The following is a 19,415-nucleotide window of genomic DNA, read 5'->3' on the forward strand; positions in this document are numbered from 1 at the left end:
CCTTGGCTCGGCCAACTACTGCCCGAGAAGAACGGCTCAGGAGGAGACCGGATGAGCACCGAGGTGCGTTGCGACCGTGCGGTGACCGACGACCTACGCGTCCTCGTGACGGCCATGCTGCGCGCCGAGTATGGACCGTCAGCGGTTCAGACCCTCAACCGAGCAGCATCCGTCATGGCGAGTTCCTACCCTGCCGAAGTGGTGACGGTGGGACTCGCCGACGGACGGGTCGTCAAGATCTTCTTGAAGGACCTGTCGTCCCGCCGTTACGATCGGGATCTCGCGGAACGCCGGAGCCTGGAGATCGCCGTCTACCGGGACCTCCTCGCCGATGCGAACCTCGGCACTCCGCGCTACTACGGATCCGTCAGTGATCCCGGCCGTAACCGCTTCTGGCTGCTGCTCGAGCACGTGGAGGGCACCTGTCTCCGCGACGAGCCGTTCAGCGTGTGGGTGCAGGCCGCCGCGTGGCTCGGCCGGATGCAGGCCCACGTTGCCGCACACCCGGAGTTGCTCCACCGCTGCCGGCTGTTGAAGCCACTCACGCACGGCCTCTTCCTCTCCACGGCCGCCACGGCCGAACGCGCGGCAGCCGCATACGCGCCGGAACTGGCCGGGCGTGTCGTCCGGGCTCTTGAGGGGTACCCCGAGCTGGCTGGCCGCATCGCGTCGCAGCCGCCGACCCTCGTCCACGGCTCCTACCGGCCACAGAACATTCTCCTGCGCGCCGGCGCCGGCCCCGGCGCGCAGCCGCCGATGTGCCCGGTCGACTGGGAAGGGGCTGCCCTGGGGCCCGCCGGATACGACCTCGCCTACCTGAGCGACGGTTTCGACGAGCAACGCCGGCAGCTTCTCGTCGCGGCCTACCGGATGGCGGCCGCCGAGCACGGCCTGCGGGTGCATGAGGGCGAGGAAGCCGACGTGCTGCTCGACGGGTGTGACCTACACAAGAACCTGAAAACGCTGGGCAAGGCCGCTGACCGCGGGTTCCCGGTCGACGGCGTGCACAAGTTGGTGCGGATGGTTGAAGTCGCCGCAGCCCGGGCGCTACGGCGACGAAACGGCGCAGCGCGGCGGGCGCCATGACGACGACCCGCGGAGTTGGCCATGCGTTGGTCAGGCGAGATCCGGTCCAGTTGACGAACACCGTGCAGGCCGTGCTGAGCGACCTGCTGCAGCAGACCGTGGTGGTCGAAGACGTCTCCCGTTCGGCCAGCCCGTTCGCCTCCCTGTGTCCCGCCGAAGTCGTCACGGCGCGGCTGCGCGGCGACCGGAGCCACCTGCTGTTCCTCAAGAGTCTCGGTGACGAGGACGCGGATCACCCCGACAAGCAGCGCCGAGACCGCGAACTACTCGTTTACGCCGACCTGTTCGCCGGTCGCGTCCTACCCGTCCCACGCTGGTTGGGGGGCGGCTGGAACCCCGCGATCCGGCGCCACGACCTCTACCTCGAACACGTCGACGATTGGGACCTGCGCTACCAGGACCTCGAATACTGGTATCTCGCCGCCGGCCATCTCGGCGAGCTCCACCGCGCCTTCGCCGAGGCACGCGACGATCTCCTCGCCGGTGACTACCTGCTTCGCCTCGACACGCAGTACTTCAACGCCTGGGCGCAGCGGGCGCTGGAGGCGGTCCGATGGCAGTCGACCCGACTCGGGCGGCGGCATGAACGGGTAGTCGAAGCGTTCCGGCCCGGCGCGGAGCTGCTTGCGGTCCAGCCACCGACGCTGGTGCATAACGACCTGTCTCCCAAGAACGTCCTGGTGGACCGGTCGGCACAGCCGGTACGCACCTGCTTCGTCGACTGGGAAATGGCCGGGATCGGATGTGGACTGCTCGATCTGGTGCATCTCAAGTACGGACTTGAACCGGCCGAGGAAGCCAAGCTGTGCGCCAGGTACCACGACGCGGCAGGCGGCGGCGATGTCCTGCCCCGCCAGGAAAAGGAGCTGATGGCCGTGATGGCCGCCTGCCAAATACACGAGACGAACGTCCGCCTGTGGCGTAGTCCGCGCTGGTCGTTGCCCGAGCGCCGTCTCGAGGCGTGGATCGACGAAGCCGAAACAGCGCTCGAGCGGATGCGATGATGCCCAGGAGCGGACAGAAACTCCGGATCGTGCTCGGCGCGGTCATCTCGCTGGTCCCGTTCTCCGCCGGGATGGCCTGGACCTGGATGCAGTGGGCGGTGGGCCTGCGCCGCCTCGGCCACGACGTGATCTACCTCGAACAGGTCGATCCGGCCTGGTGCGTTGACGAGCATGGCAGAGCCTGCCCGCCGGAGGTCAGCATCAATCGGGACGTCTTTGCCGCGACGATGCAGCGGTTCGGCTTCCAGGGCTCGTCGTGGCAGATCGACCACCGCGGCGAGCCGCTCGCCGGCACCCGCGGCGAACTCGACCGGCGACTGGCCGGCACCGATCTGCTGCTCAACATGGCCGGACACATCCGTTCCGACTCCGTGCTCGAAGCAACTGGCCGGCGCGTCTACGTCGACCAGGACCCCGTCTACACGCAGCTGTGGCGTGCCGTGTACGGCAAGGAACTCGGCTTCGACCGCCACGATGTGTTCGCCACCGTGGGGCTGAACATCGGAACCACCGCCACCGACGTACCTTCCTGCGGCCTCGACTGGCGGCCCGTGCTACCGCCCGTCGTCCTCGACTTCTGGACAGAACACGACGTGTTGACCGGCGGGCGCTTCACGACGATCGCTTCGTGGGAAAGCTTCGGCGACCTCCTTCACGAGGGACGGTGGTACCGGGGCAAGCGGGCGTCGTTCGAACGCGTCGCCAGCCTGCCGCGTCGCGTCCCCGATCAGGAGTTCGAGCTGGCGTTGCGCCGGCAGCATCCAGACGACGAGACGCTGGCCAGGCGCCAGGGCTGGCACGTCGTGGCGGCCGGACGGGCCGCGGGTCACCTGGATGCCTACCGGAACTACGTGATCGCCTCCCGAGGGGAGATCGGCATCGCCAAGGATGCCTACCTCGCCGCGACCTCGGGCTGGTTCAGTGACCGCTCCGCACACTACCTCGCGGCGGGCCGACCCGTGGTCGCGCAGGCCACGGGCGTCGAGAAACACCTACCCACCGGAACCGGCCTGATCGCCTTCGACACCTGCGAGTCGGCGGCGGACGCGATCCACTCGGTGAACGGCGCGTACCAGTTGCACAGCCGGGCCGCCCGCGAACTCGCCGCGGAGCACCTCGACCACCGGGTCGTCCTGCCCGCCTTCCTGGAAGCCTGCCTGTCGTGACGGTCCACCGCCCGCTGTGTGAGGTGCGGGACGCGCGTCCGCCGAGCCACGCCCGCTTCGGCGGCCTCCTCCGCCGAGCGCTGCGCCGGGACGATCTCGACGTGTCCGACTGTCGTGAGCTGTCGGCGGACGTCTACCACCTGACGCTGACGACCAGCCAGCCAGCGTCGGTGGTGATGAAGCGCCTTGATCCGGCCACCGCGCACCGCGACTGCCTCCTCGCGCTGCGGTGGCTGCCCGCTGTCGGTCTGGCCGATGCCGGCCCGCCCCTGCTGGGAAGTGCCTGCGACCAGGACGGCAACACCGCCTGGAGCGTGTACGAGTGGCTCGACGGCCGGTTCTGGAACCCGGTGGCGCCCGAACCCGACGACATCGACCGGCTGGTTGATGTCGTGGCATCAATGCACGTCCGATTCGCCAGTCACCCTGTGCTGGCCGAGGTCCGTCACCACGGCGCGTATTTCGGACGCGACGCCTACGCCGGTCGGCTCAACGACGCGATGCTGGCACTCGCCGCCGCCAGGGGCGACCCCGACATCCGGGCGCATCTCGCGGGCGCGCTCCTCATGGATCTCGAGACAGCCGTCCGGTGCGCCCAGGAAACGGCGCCAGCATTGTTGATACGCCTGAACGAGGTCGGTGGTCCGGACACTCTTGTCCACGGCGACCTCTGGCCGAAGAACGTGGTGGCCGGCGCGGGCTGGCTGCGGTTGATCGACTGGGATCGGCTCGGCGTCGGGCCCGCGATCTACGACCTGTCGACGCTGCTCCTCCGCCTGCCACCGACCGCCCGCCGGCGAGTCCTCGACCGGTACTTGGCGCACATCGCCGCCGCTGGCTGGCCCGTGCCGACCGTAGCAGAGGTCACGTACCTGTCGACCGCGCTTGAGCGGGCCCGGCTCGCGACGCTCGTCAGCTGGCGAATGCTCGACCTCCTGCACGCGCCTGCCGGGCCGGCCGCGGCGTGGGCCGCCGAGGAGTTGCGGTCCATCCTGACCTGGTGGCACCAGGTAGATCCCGAACTTGACGAAGAAAAGGCAGGAGTCCATTGAGGTATGTCATCGTGAACGGGGACGATCTGGGGCTGAGCCCAGGCGTCACCCGCGGCATTCTCGAGGCGTACGAGCACGGGGTCGTGACCAGCGCGAGCCTGCTCGTGGATCGGGCGGCCAGTGCGGCGGCGGCCGGCGCCGTCCGGGACGCGCCGGGACTGTCGGTCGGACTGCACGTCGACCTCGCCGACGCCGACGGCCGCCCGCTCGTCGACCCTGCGGACACCGCGGCCTGCCGCGCGGAGGTCGAGCGGCAGATCGAGCGCTTCTCGCAGCTTGTCGGCCGCCAGCCCACCCACCTGGACTCGCACCGCAACGTCCATCGTCATCCGCAGATACGCCCAGCCTTCCGGGAGGTTGCCGTCGGGCACGGGTTGCCACTGCGGGAGGACGCGCTGCCGGCGTACGAGTCGAGTTTCTACGGTCAGTGGGACGGGTGCAGCCACCCCGAGCAGATCAGCGTCGAGGGGCTGATCCGGATCCTGGCCGGGCTGCCCGCGGGTTGGTCGGAAGTGGGTTGCCACCCCGGGTACGCCGACGGCGACCTGCGGTCCAGCTACCGGCGCGAGCGGGAGATCGAACTCGCGACACTGCTGCACCCGCGGATCCGAGGGGCCGCCACCGCGCTCGACATCACTTTCGTCGGCTTCGCGGACCTCTTCACCGGCTCGAAAAGAGAGGCGCTGTGACCTACGTGGTGCTCAGCGCAACGAACGTCGCCCAGTCGAGCGCGGTCGGCGGTCATTTCTGGGTCTTCGCGCAGTACGCCGCGACACTGCGGGACCTGGGGTGCCGGGTCGGGTGGCTGGAGCGCTTCGAGCCGAGCGACCAGGCCGACCTCGATCGGCATCTCGTCAACCGGTTCCGGCACCGTCTCCGGCGCCTCGGTCTCGACCAGGACGTGGTCCTCTACCGGCCGCGCGAGAACGGCGACCTCGAGTTCGCGACGGGCGACGCGATCCAGCTCGAGCGGATGGCCCGCGACGCCGACCTGCTCCTCAACTTCGACTACGGCATCCATCAAGGTCTCGCCGATCGGTTCCGGCGGCGGGCGCTTGTCGACATCGATCCCGGACTGCTGCAGTTCTGGGTATCGGTGGGCCAGCTACGGCTGTCCGTCCACGACCGGTACTTCACCACCGGCGAGACGGTCGGGACGCCAGCTGCCGGGTTCTCCGACTGCGGCATCGAATGGCAACACGTCCGGCCCCCCGTCTGCCTGCGCCTGTGGCCGGTCGCCTACACGCCGGACGCGGAGGCCTTCACCACCGTATCGAGTTGGTGGGGCGGCGCGGGAAGCGGCGAGTGGATCACCGATGGCAAGGGACTCGTCTTCGAGAACAACAAGCGGGTGAGCTTCCTGGCCCATGTCAACCTTCCCCGGCTGACTGCCCAACCGCTGGAACTCGCCCTCGCCCTCGGGCAGGGAGATGAGCACCTGCCGCGCGCGCCCGAGCGATCCACGTGGGAACCCGAGCGCGCGGCGCCGAAGGGCGTCACCGCGTACGTCGACGATGCGACGGACGTCGCGCTGCTCCGGCAGCACGGTTGGCGAATCCGCCGCGCGACCGAGGTGGCTGGCTCCCCCGACCGATACCAGGCGTACGTACGGGAGTCGCGGGGGGAGTTCAGCTGCGCGAAACCCTCCTGCTCCTTCTTCGAGAACGCTTGGATCAGCGATCGGACCGTCTGCTACCTCGCAAGCGGTAAGCCTGCCGTGGTCGAGTACACCGGCCCGAGTGGATACCTGCCGAACGGAGAGGGGCTGTTCCGGTTCCGCAGTACGGATGAGGCCGTCGACTCGCTGGCCGCAGTCAACGCCGACTACCGACGCCAGTCTCACGCTGCCCGGGAGATCGCGGAGGCCTACTTCGATGCCGGGCCGATCGTTGCCGCGATCCTCGACAACTCGCTCGCCACGCCGGCGGCCCCACCGGTGCCGGCATGACCCGGGTGCGTAGAAGCCTGCGGGCGGCTCGTCCCGCCTCTTGAACGTTTCGTCGTGGGGCCTCGGTCAAGCCATCATCGAGACCGGATGGTCGCCGCGAGGGGAGCGTCCTCGATGACCTCCGGCTTCCAGCCGCGCCCGTTCTGGGCAGGCGTGGTCTCCGGTCGCCGTACCGTTCGATTGCCGACGGGAGACGGGAGGGACTCGACCGCGGAAAACGCGGCCAGGTCACGCACCGCGACCGCGTGGAGGGGCCGGACGGTGGCCTTGTCCCGAAGCCATGCCACGGTCTGAGCAAGGCCCTCTGTCAGGTCCATTTTCGGGCGCCAGCCGAGCACGCGTTCGGCTGCGCTGCTGGCGAGCGCGACGCGGTTCAGTTCCCCGGCGCGTGGGGGCATGAACTTCGGCGTGTCCGGGCGCTCGACTGCTTCGGCGATGAGCCGATGCAGGTGGCGTATCGAGGTCTCCCGCCCTGTGCCGATGTTGAGCCGCAGCCCGTCCCCGGCCGAACCAGCGGCCAGCACGAATGCCTCGACGACGTCGTCGACGTAGACGTAGTCCCGGGTCGCCTTGCCGTCACCGAAGATCATCGTGGGCCGACCGTCGAGAAGAGCCGCGGCGAAGATGGACACGACTCCGGCCTCGCCGTGGGGATCCTGACGGGGTCCGTAGACGTTGCCGAGGGCCAGCGCTGTCGTCTGCAGGCGGTGGAGGTGACGGTAGACGCGCAGGTAGGTCTCGCCGCAGACCTTGGCGGCGCCGTACGGGGAGACCGGATCGACGAGCGCGGACTCGTGGACCGGGTACTGCACCTGGTCCCCGTAGATCGTGCCTCCCGATGACGCGAAGACGAGCTTGCGAGCTCCGCTCGCCCGGGCACTCTCGAGGACGGCCAGGGAGCCGAGCACGTTCCTGCGGGCATCCGCGACCGGGTCCGCCACGCTGTGGCGTACATCCATCTGTGCGGCCAGGTGGAAGAACACCTCGGCCTGGTACGACTCCATTTCCCGGCGCGTCGCATCGGCGGCCACGTCGCCCTGGAGGAGTCGGAGGCGTGGGTCGCCGACCGAGTCGGCGAGGTTGTCGAGATGACCCGTGGACAGGTCGTCCACCGCAAGGACGCTGTGGCCTTCGCGCAACAGGCGGTCCACCAGGGTTGAGCCGATGAAGCCAGCGGCTCCCGTTGTCACGACACGCATGGGACGCCCTTTCCCTGACGGCTTCGTCCGAGTCCCTTGGTGGAGGACTCGGGCCAGGCGACCGCCTCCTGTCCGGCATGCGGGTGCGCGTGCGCCCTGGTCAGCCATGCCGGCAGAGCAGCATCGGCCGCCATGAAAGCCCCTTCCGACGTTGTGCAGCCTGTTTCACTAACCGCCCAATTCGGTCCGACATGGAAGGAGAGGAATCCTCAGGGTGAAGCGGTCCTTCCAGGCGGTCAGAACGTTACCAACCTAGGGTGCGATAACGGATAAGTTTCTCGAAAGGGGATCGAAAGCCGCAGTCTTCATAGTGGTTTTCGCTGACGACCCGGGGCAGGCGAGCTGGGGGAGAAGTGGCACCACCAGGACACGACGCGCGGCTGACGCCCCGGCGAGCCGGATTCGCCGCGAGGGCGGGACCCCGCCCGGGTCGACTCGCCGCCCGGTCAGGAGTACCAGGCCGCCGCCGACCCGGCCCGGGCCTTCGAGTTCGGCCTGGCGCGCATCCTCGACGGCATCGAGGTCCTCGTCCGCGACCGGCCCGCCGACGCCTGACCGGCGGGTGCGCGCACCGGCGGCCGTAACGGACGGCTAGCCTTCCGGGCATGACTATGCGCCCGATCCGGATCATCGGCGACCCTGTCCTGCGCACCCCGTGCGAGCCGGTGACCAGCTTCGACGCCGACCTGCGCGCCCTCGTCGCCGACCTGATGGACACCCTGCTCGGCGCGCCCGGCCGGGCCGGCGTGGCCGCCCCGCAGATCGGGGTGAGCGCGCAGGTGTTCGTCTACGACGCCGACGGCCACCGCGGGCACATGATCAACCCGACGCTGGAGCTCTCCGAGGAGCCGCAGGACGACGACGAGGGCTGCCTGTCCATCCCCGGGCTGTACTTCCCGACCACGCGGGCGATGCACGCCACCGCGCACGGCTTCGACCAGCACGGGCAGCCGCTGACCATCTCCGGCAGCGGGTTCCTGGCCCGGGCCCTGCAGCACGAGACCGACCACCTGCGGGGCCGCCTCTACGTCGACACGCTGCGCGGCGACACCCGCCGCAAGGCGCTGCGGGAGATCCGCGCCGGCCGCTTCGACTCACCCAGCCGGCGCCGCTGACCTGGCATGGCGGCGGGACGTGACAGACCGTCACATCCGACCGAGGGCGGTCAGCTCGTACTCGCCGTAGTCGGCGACCCGGGTGAAGCCCAGCCGCTCGTACAGCCGCACCGCCGTGGCGTTGTCCACCTTCACGTTCAACGTGACGTGGTCGACGCTCGCGCGCAGCCGCCGGCACAACGCCGCCACCGCCGCGCCGGCCAACCCCCGCCTCCGTACCCGGGGGTGGGTGGTGACGTTGCCCAGCGCCGCCACCCGCCAGGTGAGGGACCAGACGTGCACGCCGGCCACCGCGACAAGGTCACCGCCCTGCCGGATCCCCACGTACTGGCCGGTGTCCAGCATCCGCGGATCGAACCAGTTGCCCGGATACGCCGCGGCGTACAGCTCGTGCAGCTGCGGGAGGTCCGCCGGCGACAGCGGCTCACCGGCCGGCTGGACCGCCGCAAGGCGCGCCGGATCGGTCAGTGCCATCTTGAGGTGCGCCGTGGCCGCGTCGACCCGGAACCAGGGCGCCAGCACCGGGCCCAGGCCGGGGGACAGGTGCGCGTACAGGCGGGCCGGCAGCAGCGGCGCCAGCTCGGTCAGCAGCTCCGCCAGCTGCGCGGTCCGTTCCGGTGGCGCGAACGCCAGCAGCGTCGGCAGCTCCACGCCGTGGTACAGCAGCGCCACCTGCTCCCCACGCCGGAACCACGAGGTGTACGGCCAGAAGAAGTCGTCCAGGTCACCCAGCTGGTACGCGTGCAGCACCGGGTCCCGGCCCAGCAGGTCGGCCAGGACGGCCCGGTCGTGTTCGGCGCGTACGGGCATCCGATCATGATCACACAGGCGCCGGTCAGCAGCCCAGGCGGCGTCCCGGTTCGACGGGCAGGTTCTCGTGGGCCCAGCGCGCCAGGGCGTCCAGGGCGGGCAGCAGCGCCGCGCCCCGCTCGGTGAGCTGGTAGCTCACCCCCAGCGGCGGCCCCTCCCGCACGGTGCGGGAGACCAGCCCGACCCGGGCCAGTTCGCCGAGGCGGTCGGAGAGCACGGACTCGCTGATCCCGGGCAGCGCGCGGGTCAGCTCGGCGAAGCCGGCCGGACCGTTGGCCAGGGTGCCCAGCAGCACGCCGTTCCACCGCTTGCCGAGGAACGCGAACACGGCGGCGAGCCCCCCGTCGCACATGCGCGCCGTACCGCCGGCGTCCGGCCTGACCGTCATCCCCACAGAATACCGGCCACCCCCACACGGGAATGGGCTACTAAAAAGCTAGCTGCTACCGTTGCGGGAGTTACCCCTCCTGTCAGAGCGAGGACCCTGATGAGCGACCTGATCACCCTGCACCCCGAGGCGCAGGCGCAGCTGTTCACCGACGCCCGCACCGCCAACACCTTCACCGACGAGCCCGTCACCGACGAGCAGCTGCGGGCCATCTTCGAACTCGCCAAGTACCCGCCCACCGCCGCGAACACCCAGCCCCTGCGGGTGCTCTACGTCCGCGACGGCGAGCCCCGCGAACGGCTGCTCACCCACATGAACGAGGGCAACCAGGCCAAGACCGCCAGCGCCCCCGTCGTCGCGGTGCTGGCCGCCGACACCGACTTCCACGAGTTCATCCCGCGGGTCTTCCCGATCCGCGCGCAGATGCGCGACGCCCTCGCCGGCGACGTGCAGGGCCGCGAGCGGATGGCGCGGTTCAACGCCACCCTGCAGATCGGCTACTGGCTGCTCGCCGTCCGGGCCGCCGGGCTGGCCGCCGGACCGATGGGCGGCTTCGACGCCGACGGCCTCGACAAGGAGTTCTTCGCCGACAACGGCTGGAAGTCCGTGCTCGTGGTCAACATCGGCAAGCCCGGCCCGGACGCCTGGTTCCCCCGCCTGCCCCGCCTCGACTACGACGACGTCGTCAAGCACGCCTGACCCGCCGCCGCGCCGGTCAGCGCAACCGCCGGGCCAGCAGCCGGGTCAGCCGGCCAGCCACTGGTCGTAGCCCAGCTTCCCGACCAGGGCCAGCACCACCACCAGCAACACCACCCGGACGAAGCCGGAGCCGCGCCGCAGCGCCATCCGCGCGCCCAACGCGGCTCCGGCGACGTTGCACACCGCCATCGCCGCGCCCAGCAGCCACCACACGTGCCCGGTGTACGCGAACACCACCAGCGCGCCCAGGTTCGTCCCGGCGTTGACCACCTTCGCCATCGCCGAACCGTGCACGAAGTCCGCCCCCACCAGGGCGGTGAACGCCAACACCAGGAACGTGCCCGTACCCGGGCCGATCAACCCGTCGTACAGGGCGATGCCCAGCCCGGCCACCGCCACCGCCGCCACCACCCGCCGCGGAGTACGCCGCGCCGGCTGCGCCACCACACCCAACCGGGGCCGCGCCAGCACGAACAGCGCCACCGACACCAGCACCGCCAGCACCACCGGCCGGTACGCCCCCGCCGGCACCGCCCCCGCGAGGGCCGCGCCGAGCCCGGCCGTCACCACCGCCAACCCCGCCGACGGCCCCGCCACCGCCCAGTCCAGCTTCGTCCGCCGCGCGTACGTCACCGCCGCCGTCGACGTGCCGAAGATCGCGGCCAGCTTGTTCGTGCCCAACGCGGTCGCCACCGGCAGCCCCGGCGCGGCCACCAGCAGCGCCGGCAGCAGCAACAGCCCACCCCCGCCGACCACCGCGTCCACCCAGCCCGCCATGGCGGCCGCGGTCAGCAGGGTGGTCAGCGACAAGGGGTCCACGGGCGGCCATTCTGCCCACCCCCGGCGGACCGGCGAGACCACCTGTGGCCAGGCTCACCGCAGCGCCGCGAGCCTCACCGGCCCCGCCGCCGCCGCAACCACAGACCGGCCGACGCCACCGCCACGAACACCAGCACCGAACACACCAACGCCTTGAGCACCCGGCAACCCTGCCATGGAGACGTAGGGTGTGCAGGTGCGCCTGGCCACCTTCAACCTGCTGCACGGGCGATCCCTCACCGACGGACTCGTCGACCCCGAGCGGCTCACCGCCGCCGTGACCGCCCTCGACGCCGACATCCTCGCCCTGCAGGAGGTCGATCGCGACCAGTCCCGCAGCGGCAACCACGACCTCACCGCCATCGCCGCCCGCGCCCTCGGCGCCCCCGAACACCGCTTCGCCGCCGCCGTCGTCGGCACCCCCGGCGAACAGTTCCGCCCCCTGACCCACGACGACGACGGCCACGGCGAACCCTGCTACGGCATCGGCCTGGTCAGCCGCCACCCCGTCCGCTCCTGGCAGGTCACCCGGCTACGCCCCGCCCCCGTACGGTCCCCGATCTACGTCCCCGGCCCCGGCGGCGGCCTCGTCCTGCTGCACGACGAACCCCGCGTCGTCCTCGCCGCCGTCCTGGACACCCCGCACGGCCCGCTCACCGTCGCCGCCACCCACCTGTCCTTCGTCCCCGGCTGGAACATCCTGCAACTGCGCCGCGTCGTGCGCGCCCTGCGCGCCCTGCCCGCCCCGCGGATCCTCCTCGGCGACCTCAACCTCCCCGCCGGACCCGCCGCGCTGCTGTCCCGGTGGCGCCCCCTCGGCCGCCGCCCCACCTACCCGGCCGGGCAACCCCGCGTCCAGCTCGACCACATCCTCGCCGACCGGCAGGGCCTCGACCGGCTCCCACCCGTCACCGCCGTCGACACCCCGCTGTCGGCCATCTCCGACCACCGGCCCCTCGTCGTCGACCTCGGCTGACCGGCACCCACGCCGCGAACGGCCGGCCGCGGCCAGCACGGTGCAGAGCGGCTCAACCCATCCCGGCCGCCCGCTGCGCCGCCCGCACCGCGTTGCGGAACAACATCGCCACCGTCGTCGGGCCCACCCCACCGACCCGCGGGGTGATCGCCCCCGCCACCTCGGCGCACGACTCGTCCACGTCCGGCAGCAGCCGCCGACCCTCGTACCGGACCCCGCCGCCGACCACCACCGCGCCGGGGCGCACATGCTCCGGCTGGATGATGCCCGGCACCCCCGCCGCCGCCACCAGGATCTCCGCCCGGCGCGTGTACCGCGGCCAGTCCGCCACCCCGGTGTGCACCACCGTCACCGCCGCGTTCGCCGTCGGCCGCTTCTGCGCCAGCAGCATCGCCAACGGCCGGCCCAACGTGGCGCCCCGACCCAGGATCACCACCTCCCGGCCCGACACCGGCACCCCGTGGAACGCCAGCAACGCCTCGATCCCCGCCGGCGTACACGGCAACGGCCCCGGCAGGCCCAACGCCAACCGGCCCATGTTCACCGGGTGCATCCCGTCCACGTCCTTGTCCGGATCCAGGACCTGCAACGCCCGGTCGTAGTCCAGGTGCCCCGGGATCGGATGCTGCACCAGCACCCCGTGCACGTCCTTGTCGGCGTTGAAGTCCGCCAGCACCCGGTGCAGATCCGCCTGCGACGCCGACGCCGGCAGATGCACGTGCGGGGAGGAGAACCCCAGCTCCGCCGCCTGCCGCTGCTTGATCCGGATGTACCCGGCACTCGCGTCGTCGTCGCCCACCAGCACCGTCGCCAGCGCCGGCGTCACCCCCGCCGCGCGCAGCGCCAGCACCCCCTCGGCGACCTCCGCCAACACCTGCTCCGCCACCGGCTGACCGGACAGAATCCGGGCCGTCGTACCCGTAGAAGACATGGCTCACCCCGCCCGCGGAGGCCCAGGCGGTCGACCCCCGCGACGAGCTCCCCGATGGTTACTGCCATCCCCGGTGCCGCCAGTCGCGTCAGCGGTCAGCCTGCCACATCCCACCCGCCGACCGCACCCGACACCGCCCACCAACCAGGAAGCGCCGTCACCACCTCGTCCGCCCGGCGCCGACGGTCCGCCGCCGACAACACCCCCAGATCCGCCACCGCCGCCTCGAACGCCGGCCGCAACGTCGGAAACAACCACGCCAGCACCCACCTCGTCGCAATGGGGCTGTTCGAGGCCGCCGAACTCATCGAAGGTGCCTCAATCCGCCGACCTCTCTCCCGCCACCGGCCCCGCTGTCGTAGACCCCACCCAACCTGCGCTCCACCCACGCGCAGACGTCCGTCGCCGGCATGGACGTGGGTTGGGACATGCAGGCGCAACACCGACCGCAACCCTAGGACAGCGTCCCAACCCCGCCAACGTTCATGGACATCGCACTAGCGATGGGCGTGCTCCACGGCCGTCAGACCCAGCCACGACGCCAACACCTCCAGCTCGGCGCGCACCGCCTCCGCCACCTCCGCACTGAACGGCACGTCCTCATGGACGGCGTGCACGCGCAAGATCGACGTCTTCCGGTCCGCCGTCGCGTCCACCTTCCCCACCAACTCGTCGTGGTGCAGCACCGGCAACGCGAAATACCCCCACCGCCGCTGCCCCTTCGGCACGTACATCTCCAACCGATACTCGAAGCCGAACAGCTCCAGCGCCCGCCGACGGTCGTGCACCAGCCGGTCGAACGGCGACAGCAACGCCGTACGCCCCGCGAACGGCGCACCGACCGCCGCCGGATCCACCCGCCACTCACCGGACGTACCCTCGACCACCGCCGGCTCACCCGCCTGGCCGACCACCGACGCCCGCGCGATGCCCAGCGAGCCCAGCAGCCGCTCGTCGCGAAGCCGCAGCGCCTCCGCCACCGGAACCATCGGGGTGTCGACCGGGTACACCCGCTCCGCCAGATCCCACCGGCGCTGCCGCGCCACCCGCCCGGAAATCGCGATCTCACCTCGCGCGGCCAACAACTCCAACATCTGCGTGACGTTGCGGTTGTTCGTCCACCCGGACGACGGCCACGGCACCTCGCTGCGGTCCGGCACCTCCCGCGACAGCAGCGGCCCCGAATCCCGCAACAGGTCCAGCACGTACCGGCGGAACGACTCGTTGGCCCGCAACCAGTCCCGCCGCCGCCCGTCCAGCGGGCACGCCGCCATCTCCGCCAGGTACAGCCCGAGGTCCGTGATCGGCCGCACCATCGCCTGATAAGTCGTCTGCTCGAACAACGCCCGGTCCTGCTCCACCGCCGACAGCAGGTCCTGCGGCCGGTATGCCGACCCGAGCCGTCCCCACGCCACCAGGTCGGCGCTCGGTGCCACCGCCGCCGTCGGATCCAACTGCAGGAACGTCAACCGCCGCACCACATCCACCAGGTCGGTGCGAGGGTGGGCGTCGAGCAACTGTGCACGGACTGCGATCCGCCGGGCCTCGACACCATCGATCCGCAGGACAGCCATGGCGGGAGACTAGACCTCCGGTCCGACAGCGGCACCCCCGGTCAACCCGGCCAACGCCCGGTTGGTGCGGTTCGACCGCACCGCCGCCCGCTGCTGAATCGCAGTCACCTCGATGTACGTCTGCGACGACGCCAACGACGCGTGCCCCAGCAACCGCATTATCTCCGCCGCACTCGCCCCGTCCTCCGCCAACCGGGTCGCGAACGTGTGCCGCAGCGCGTGCAGCCGCGCCCCGCGCGGCACCCGGTCACCGATGCCGGCCCGCCGGTAACAGGACTCCACCAGGTACTGCAGCCCACCCCGGCGCAACGGCTCGCCCCGCCGGTCCACCAGCAGCGCACAATCCGGTCGCACACTGCGCGCCCCGAACCGGCGCCCCCGACTGTCCAGATAGTCCAGCAGGACCCGATCCAGGTCGTCCTCGATCGGCACCACCCGCGGACGTCCGCCCTTGCCCGCCACGTCGACCCGCCGTTCCCCGGGCCGACCGGCCACCGACGCCACCCGCAGCGCCAGCAGCTCGGACAGGCGCAGCCCGGCGCAGAGCGCCAAAGCCAGCACCGCCACGTCCCGCTCCGGCCACGGATCGCGCTGCCGGCCGTCCTCGCGGGCCACCGCGGCGAGCAGTTCCTCCGGGGTGTCCTCGCCCCGTAGCGGCTTGGGCTGGGGGAGCGGGGCGCGGGGCCGTCCCACCGCCGGCATCGGATTTCCCGGTACGACCCCCTCGGCCACCAGGAACGTGAAGAAGCTGCTCCACGTCGACCAGGCCCGGTGCACCGAGGCGGCGGCGCGGGGAGCGGCGAACCGGGCGAACGCGGCCCGCATGACCCGGGGAGAGAGGGCACTGATCATGAGCCGGTCGAGGGGGAGGGGAGGGGTGCTGTCCTCGCCCACCAGGGTGGCCACACTGTTCAGGTCGCGTCGGTACGCCGCCAGGGTGTGGGGGGAGGGCTTGCGGGTGGCCCGCGCGGTCAGGAACTCCTCGATCAGTCGTCCTGCCGATTCGTCCTGTTTATCATGCATAAGGGATATTATGCAGGATATTCGGGTTTTCGGCCATCCTGGAAGAGGGGAGCGGTGTCGACCGCGCGGCCGACACGGAGGACTTCCGAGCTTGTCACCGAGGATTCGCCGGCCCACGGTCGCCATCTCCGCGACGACCGCCGCGGCTGAGGGCGCTGCGGACGGAACGTCTGCGACCAGGTTTCCGCTGCCGGTGGCGTAGGTGAGCATCGCCGGCAGATGGGTCCCGCAACGATTCGACGTCCAGTCGCGTCGCCACACAGGCCGTCGAACCATTCCGGGCCGCACCACCGGACGATGGTTCGCCGACGCCTCGTGACCGGCTGTCGTGGCACCCGTTCCGTCAACGGGTCCTCATGGGGGCCTGCCGTGTGACTCGGCGTCCGCTCGCCCCGGAGGAGGACCCAACCCGCTTACTTGACATAATGTACATTATCGAATCTAAGGTGGGACGAGTTCAACCAGATGAGCTCCGGCGCGTTCGAGCGATGTTCCCTTCTCATTAATCCTGGGCCACTCTCAATAAGTTGAGCCACCGGGTGGCCGCTGCGAGGTCGCCGTGATCATGTTTCCTGCTACGTTCAGTAATGCACGCGCGCGCATCGCTTCGGAAGGCTCGGCCGTCAACCGGCTCAGGTTGGAGTCACGGGTACCGCAGTGAACAATGTCGATCATGTCGACCCCCGCCGCCCCTGCCGATGGATCTGACCGAACCATTCCCCCGCAACTGCAGCTGCCGAGCAGGTGGTGCCGGGCATCCTTCTGTTGGAAAGGAAGGACATCGCGGACGCGATCGATCTTCTCGATACTCGCGACTTCTACCGTCCAATCCACCAGCTCATCTACAACGACCGCGCCGGGCTGAAACCGGTCACGAACATTGAGCTGGACCCGGAACCGGGCACCGTGGTGACGATGACACCGCGAGAGTCGTAGTTGCCCAGAGGCAACGCGACTGCAGCAGTCTGATGCCAGAACTCGACGGGCCCTTCGGGCGTATCGACCGTGGAGTGGACGAGTCGAAACAGGTGAGAGAAGTCGTCGCACGGTGTCCGCGAGGGCCTCGGTCAGGTGCCGACGTAGACCGCGAGGTGCTCGCCGGTGAGGGTGGAGCGGGCGGCGACGAGGTCGGCGGGTGTGCCCTCGAAGACGATCCGGCCACCGTCGTGGCCGGCGCCGGGGCCGAGGTCGATGATCCAGTCGGCGTGCGCCATGACCGCCTGGTGGTGCTCGATGACGATGACCGACTTGCCGGAGTCGACGAGCCGGTCCAGCAGCCCGAGCAGCTGCTCGACGTCGGCGAGGTGGAGGCCGGTGGTCGGCTCGTCGAGGACGTAGACGTCGCCCTTCTCGGCCATCTGGGTGGCCAGCTTGAGCCGCTGCCGCTCGCCGCCGGACAGCGTCGTGAGCGGCTGGCCGAGGGTGAGGTAGCCGAGCCCGACGTCGGCGAGCCGGGACAGGATCTTGTGTGCGGCCGGGATGCGCGCCTCGCCGTCGCCGAAGAACTCCTCGGCTTCCCTCACCGACATCGCGAGCACCTCGCTGATGTCGCGGCCGCCGATGTGGTACTCCAGCACCGAGGCCTGGAACCGCTTTCCCTCGCACTCTTCGCAGGTGGACTCGACGGTGGCCATGACGCCCAGGTCGGTGTAGATGACGCCGGCGCCGTTGCATGTGGGGCAGGCGCCCTCGGAGTTGGAGCTGAAGAGCGCCGGCTTCACGCCGTTGGCCTTCGCGAACGCCTTGCGGATCGGGTCGAGCAGGCCGGTGTACGTCGCCGGGTTGCTCCGTCGCGAGCCGCGGATCGCGCCCTGGTCGATCACCACCACGCCGTCGCGGCCGGCGACCGAGCCGTGGATCAGCGAGCTCTTGCCGGAGCCGGCGACGCCCGTCACCACGCAGAGCATCCCGAGCGGGATGTCGACGTCCACGTCCTGGAGGTTGTGCGTCGACGCCGCGCGGATCTCCAGGGTGCCGGAGGACGAACGCACCGATTCCTTGAGGGTCGCCCGGTCGTCGAGATGGCGGCCGGTGGTGGTGTCGCTCCCCCGCAGCCCTTCCACGGCGCCCTCGAAGCAGACGGTGCCGCCCTCCGTGCCGGCGCCGGGGCCGAGGTCGACGACGTGGTCGGCGATTGCGATCGTCTCGGGCTTGTGCTCCACGACGAGCACGGTGTTGCCCTTGTCCCGCAGCTGCAGCAGCAGGTCGTTCATCCGCTCGATGTCATGGGGGTGCAGCCCGATCGTCGGCTCGTCGAAGACGTAGGTGACGTCCGTGAGCGACGAGCCGAGGTGGCGGATCATCTTGGTGCGCTGTGCCTCTCCCCCGGACAGGGTGCCCGACGGCCGGTCGAGCGAGAGGTATCCCAACCCGATCTCCGCAAACGAGTCGAGGAGGTGTTGCAGCCCGGTGAGCAGCGGGGCCACGGACGGCTCGTCGAGGCCCCGGACCCAGTCGGCCAGGTCGCTGATCTGCATCGCGCAGACGTCGGCGATGTTCTTCCCCTTGATCTTGGACGACCGGGCCTCCTTGCTGAGCCGGGTGCCCTCGCACTCGGGACAGGTCGTGAACGTCACCGCCCGCTCCACGAAGGCGCGGATGTGCGGCTGCTGCGCGTCGACGTCCTTGGACAGGAACGACTTCTGGATCTTCGGGATCAGCCCCTCGTACGTCAGGTTGATCCCGTCGACCTTGATCTTGGTCGGCTCCTTGTGGAGCAGGTCGTGCAGTTCCTTCTTGGTGAACTTGCTGATCGGCTTGTCCGGGTCGAAGAAGCCGCTGCCGCGGAAGATGCGGCCGTACCAGCCGTCCATGCTGTAGCCGGGGATGGTGAGCGCGCCCTCGTTGAGCGACAAGCTGTCGTCGTACAACGCAGACAGGTCGAAGTCGGTGACCGAGCCCATGCCCTCGCAGCGCGGACACATGCCGCCGAGACGGGTGAAGGTCGCCTTCTCGGTCTTTGTCTTGCCGGCGCCGCGCTCGATGGTGATCGCACCGCTGGCCTTCACCGAGGGGACGTTGAACGAGTACGCGTTGGGCGAGCCGATGTGCGGCTTCCCGAGCCTGCTGAAGAGGATGCGCAGCATCGCGTTGGCGTCGGTGGCGGTGCCGACGGTGGAGCGGGGGTTGGAGCCCATCCGCTCCTGGTCCACGATGATCGCCGTCGTCAGGCCATCCAGTACGTCGACCTCCGGCCGCGACAGCGTCGGCATGAAGCCCTGCACGAAGGCGCTGTAGGTCTCGTTGATCAGCCGCTGCGACTCCGCGGCGATCGTGCCGAACACGAGCGAGCTCTTGCCGGAGCCGGAGACGCCGGTGAACACCGTCAGCCGGCGCTTCGGGATCTCGATGCTGACGTCCTTGAGGTTGTTCTCGCGCGCGCCCTGCACGCGGATCAGCTCGTGGCTGTCGGCAACGTGCAGCGCAGGCGACTGCGTGTCCGTCCTCGTGACCATGCTCATCGTGTCTCCATCTGTTGGGCGGGTCCGCCTTCGCGGTCTCCGTCGGCGTCGCCTGGCTCTATCTGACGAGCTTCGAGCAGTACGTCTGGTTCTGGGTCGTGGGCGCGGTCGCGGCAACGGTCACTGTCTACCTGATCGGCGGTGTCGGCCGGGGTGTCGCTCGG

At 70.3% G+C, this 19,415-nt stretch carries 17 protein-coding genes, 1 pseudogene and 1 riboswitch; of the genes and pseudogenes, 10 read left to right on the plus strand and 8 right to left on the minus strand.

The window, feature by feature from the left end; translation table 11 throughout:
• Positions 1 to 51: 51 nt before the first annotated feature.
• The 6 genes from EV384_RS21600 to EV384_RS21620 all read left to right on the plus strand — a co-directional run bounded on the left by EV384_RS21600 (position 52) and on the right by EV384_RS21620 (position 6,256).
• A complete protein-coding gene (locus EV384_RS21600) occupies positions 52 to 1,086 on the plus strand; it encodes an aminoglycoside phosphotransferase family protein (protein WP_130336038.1) in 1,035 nt (344 codons plus the stop codon).
• A gap of 71 nt (positions 1,087 to 1,157) precedes the next feature.
• Positions 1,158 to 2,090, plus strand: a complete 933-nt coding sequence (locus EV384_RS21605) for an aminoglycoside phosphotransferase family protein (RefSeq protein ID WP_165440009.1) — start codon at positions 1,158 to 1,160, stop codon at positions 2,088 to 2,090.
• A gap of 29 nt (positions 2,091 to 2,119) precedes the next feature.
• The gene (locus tag EV384_RS34950; RefSeq protein WP_165440010.1) at positions 2,120 to 3,256 is read left to right on the plus strand and encodes a hypothetical protein; all 1,137 of its coding nucleotides are present in this window, start codon (positions 2,120 to 2,122) and stop codon (positions 3,254 to 3,256) included.
• The gene (locus EV384_RS21610; protein ID WP_165440011.1) at positions 3,253 to 4,308 is read left to right on the plus strand and encodes an aminoglycoside phosphotransferase family protein; all 1,056 of its coding nucleotides are present in this window, start codon (positions 3,253 to 3,255) and stop codon (positions 4,306 to 4,308) included. Before EV384_RS34950 ends, EV384_RS21610 begins: the two co-directional genes overlap by 4 nt.
• Positions 4,309 to 4,319: 11 nt before the next feature.
• Positions 4,320 to 4,997 carry a carbohydrate deacetylase gene (locus tag EV384_RS21615; RefSeq protein WP_165440012.1) on the plus strand — a complete coding sequence of 226 codons (678 nt, stop codon included), beginning with the start codon at positions 4,320 to 4,322 and terminating at the stop codon, positions 4,995 to 4,997.
• Positions 4,994 to 6,256 (plus strand): hypothetical protein, encoded by a 1,263-nt coding sequence (locus tag EV384_RS21620; protein ID WP_130336046.1) that lies wholly within the window; start codon positions 4,994 to 4,996, stop codon positions 6,254 to 6,256. The genes EV384_RS21615 and EV384_RS21620 overlap by 4 nt, the downstream gene beginning before the upstream one ends.
• 74 nt (positions 6,257 to 6,330) lie before the next feature.
• Here EV384_RS21620 and EV384_RS21625 read toward each other — a convergent pair whose 3' ends face one another.
• The gene (locus EV384_RS21625; protein WP_130336048.1) at positions 6,331 to 7,455 is read right to left on the minus strand and encodes an NAD-dependent epimerase/dehydratase family protein; all 1,125 of its coding nucleotides are present in this window, start codon (positions 7,453 to 7,455) and stop codon (positions 6,331 to 6,333) included.
• A 605-nt stretch (positions 7,456 to 8,060) separates the two neighbouring features.
• Between EV384_RS21625 and def the strand changes: the two genes are divergently transcribed.
• Positions 8,061 to 8,570 carry a peptide deformylase gene (gene def, locus EV384_RS21635; RefSeq protein WP_130336050.1) on the plus strand — a complete coding sequence of 170 codons (510 nt, stop codon included), beginning with the start codon at positions 8,061 to 8,063 and terminating at the stop codon, positions 8,568 to 8,570.
• Positions 8,571 to 8,600: 30 nt separating this feature from the next.
• On the opposite strand, the gene EV384_RS21640 is transcribed toward def, so the two are convergent.
• Positions 8,601 to 9,380 (minus strand): GNAT family N-acetyltransferase, encoded by a 780-nt coding sequence (locus tag EV384_RS21640; protein WP_130336052.1) that lies wholly within the window; start codon positions 9,378 to 9,380, stop codon positions 8,601 to 8,603.
• Positions 9,381 to 9,405: 25 nt separating this feature from the next.
• Positions 9,406 to 9,768 carry a winged helix-turn-helix transcriptional regulator gene (locus EV384_RS21645; protein WP_130336054.1) on the minus strand — a complete coding sequence of 121 codons (363 nt, stop codon included), beginning with the start codon at positions 9,766 to 9,768 and terminating at the stop codon, positions 9,406 to 9,408.
• A gap of 99 nt (positions 9,769 to 9,867) precedes the next feature.
• Here EV384_RS21645 and EV384_RS21650 point away from each other — a divergent pair, with 99 nt between their 5' ends.
• Positions 9,868 to 10,467 carry a malonic semialdehyde reductase gene (locus tag EV384_RS21650; RefSeq protein ID WP_130336056.1) on the plus strand — a complete coding sequence of 200 codons (600 nt, stop codon included), beginning with the start codon at positions 9,868 to 9,870 and terminating at the stop codon, positions 10,465 to 10,467.
• Between the two features lie 45 nt (positions 10,468 to 10,512).
• On the opposite strand, the gene EV384_RS21655 is transcribed toward EV384_RS21650, so the two are convergent.
• The gene (locus EV384_RS21655) at positions 10,513 to 11,286 is read right to left on the minus strand and encodes a sulfite exporter TauE/SafE family protein (protein ID WP_278045627.1); all 774 of its coding nucleotides are present in this window, start codon (positions 11,284 to 11,286) and stop codon (positions 10,513 to 10,515) included.
• Positions 11,287 to 11,482: 196 nt separating this feature from the next.
• On the opposite strand from EV384_RS21655, the gene EV384_RS21660 reads away from it, so the two are divergent.
• Complete coding sequence (locus EV384_RS21660) at positions 11,483 to 12,262, plus strand: endonuclease/exonuclease/phosphatase family protein (protein WP_130336058.1); 780 nt, start codon at positions 11,483 to 11,485, stop codon at positions 12,260 to 12,262.
• A gap of 52 nt (positions 12,263 to 12,314) precedes the next feature.
• Here EV384_RS21660 and EV384_RS21665 read toward each other — a convergent pair whose 3' ends face one another.
• From EV384_RS21665 to EV384_RS21675, 3 genes are all read right to left on the minus strand, one after another.
• Entirely contained in the window at positions 12,315 to 13,193 is an 879-nt protein-coding gene (locus EV384_RS21665) for a bifunctional 5,10-methylenetetrahydrofolate dehydrogenase/5,10-methenyltetrahydrofolate cyclohydrolase (protein WP_130336060.1), read from the minus strand.
• A gap of 13 nt (positions 13,194 to 13,206) precedes the next feature.
• Positions 13,207 to 13,290: riboswitch (ZMP/ZTP riboswitch) on the minus strand.
• Between the two features lie 400 nt (positions 13,291 to 13,690).
• Positions 13,691 to 14,767 (minus strand): DNA glycosylase AlkZ-like family protein, encoded by a 1,077-nt coding sequence (locus tag EV384_RS21670; protein ID WP_130336062.1) that lies wholly within the window; start codon positions 14,765 to 14,767, stop codon positions 13,691 to 13,693.
• A gap of 9 nt (positions 14,768 to 14,776) precedes the next feature.
• Positions 14,777 to 15,790: a tyrosine-type recombinase/integrase gene (locus EV384_RS21675; RefSeq protein ID WP_130336064.1), complete on the minus strand. Its 1,014-nt coding sequence runs from the start codon at positions 15,788 to 15,790 to the stop codon at positions 14,777 to 14,779.
• Between the two features lie 732 nt (positions 15,791 to 16,522).
• Between EV384_RS21675 and EV384_RS21680 the strand changes: the two are divergent.
• A pseudogene (locus EV384_RS21680) lies at positions 16,523 to 16,726 on the plus strand (DnaB-like helicase N-terminal domain-containing protein); the annotation flags it as partial.
• Positions 16,727 to 16,857: 131 nt separating this feature from the next.
• On the opposite strand, the gene EV384_RS21685 reads toward EV384_RS21680, so the two are convergent.
• Complete coding sequence (locus EV384_RS21685; RefSeq protein WP_242624195.1) at positions 16,858 to 19,251, minus strand: ATP-binding cassette domain-containing protein; 2,394 nt, start codon at positions 19,249 to 19,251, stop codon at positions 16,858 to 16,860.
• Positions 19,252 to 19,415: the final 164 nt, after the last annotated feature.

Source organism: Micromonospora kangleipakensis (assembly GCF_004217615.1).
Taxonomy (GTDB): Bacteria; Actinomycetota; Actinomycetes; order Mycobacteriales; family Micromonosporaceae; genus Micromonospora; species Micromonospora kangleipakensis.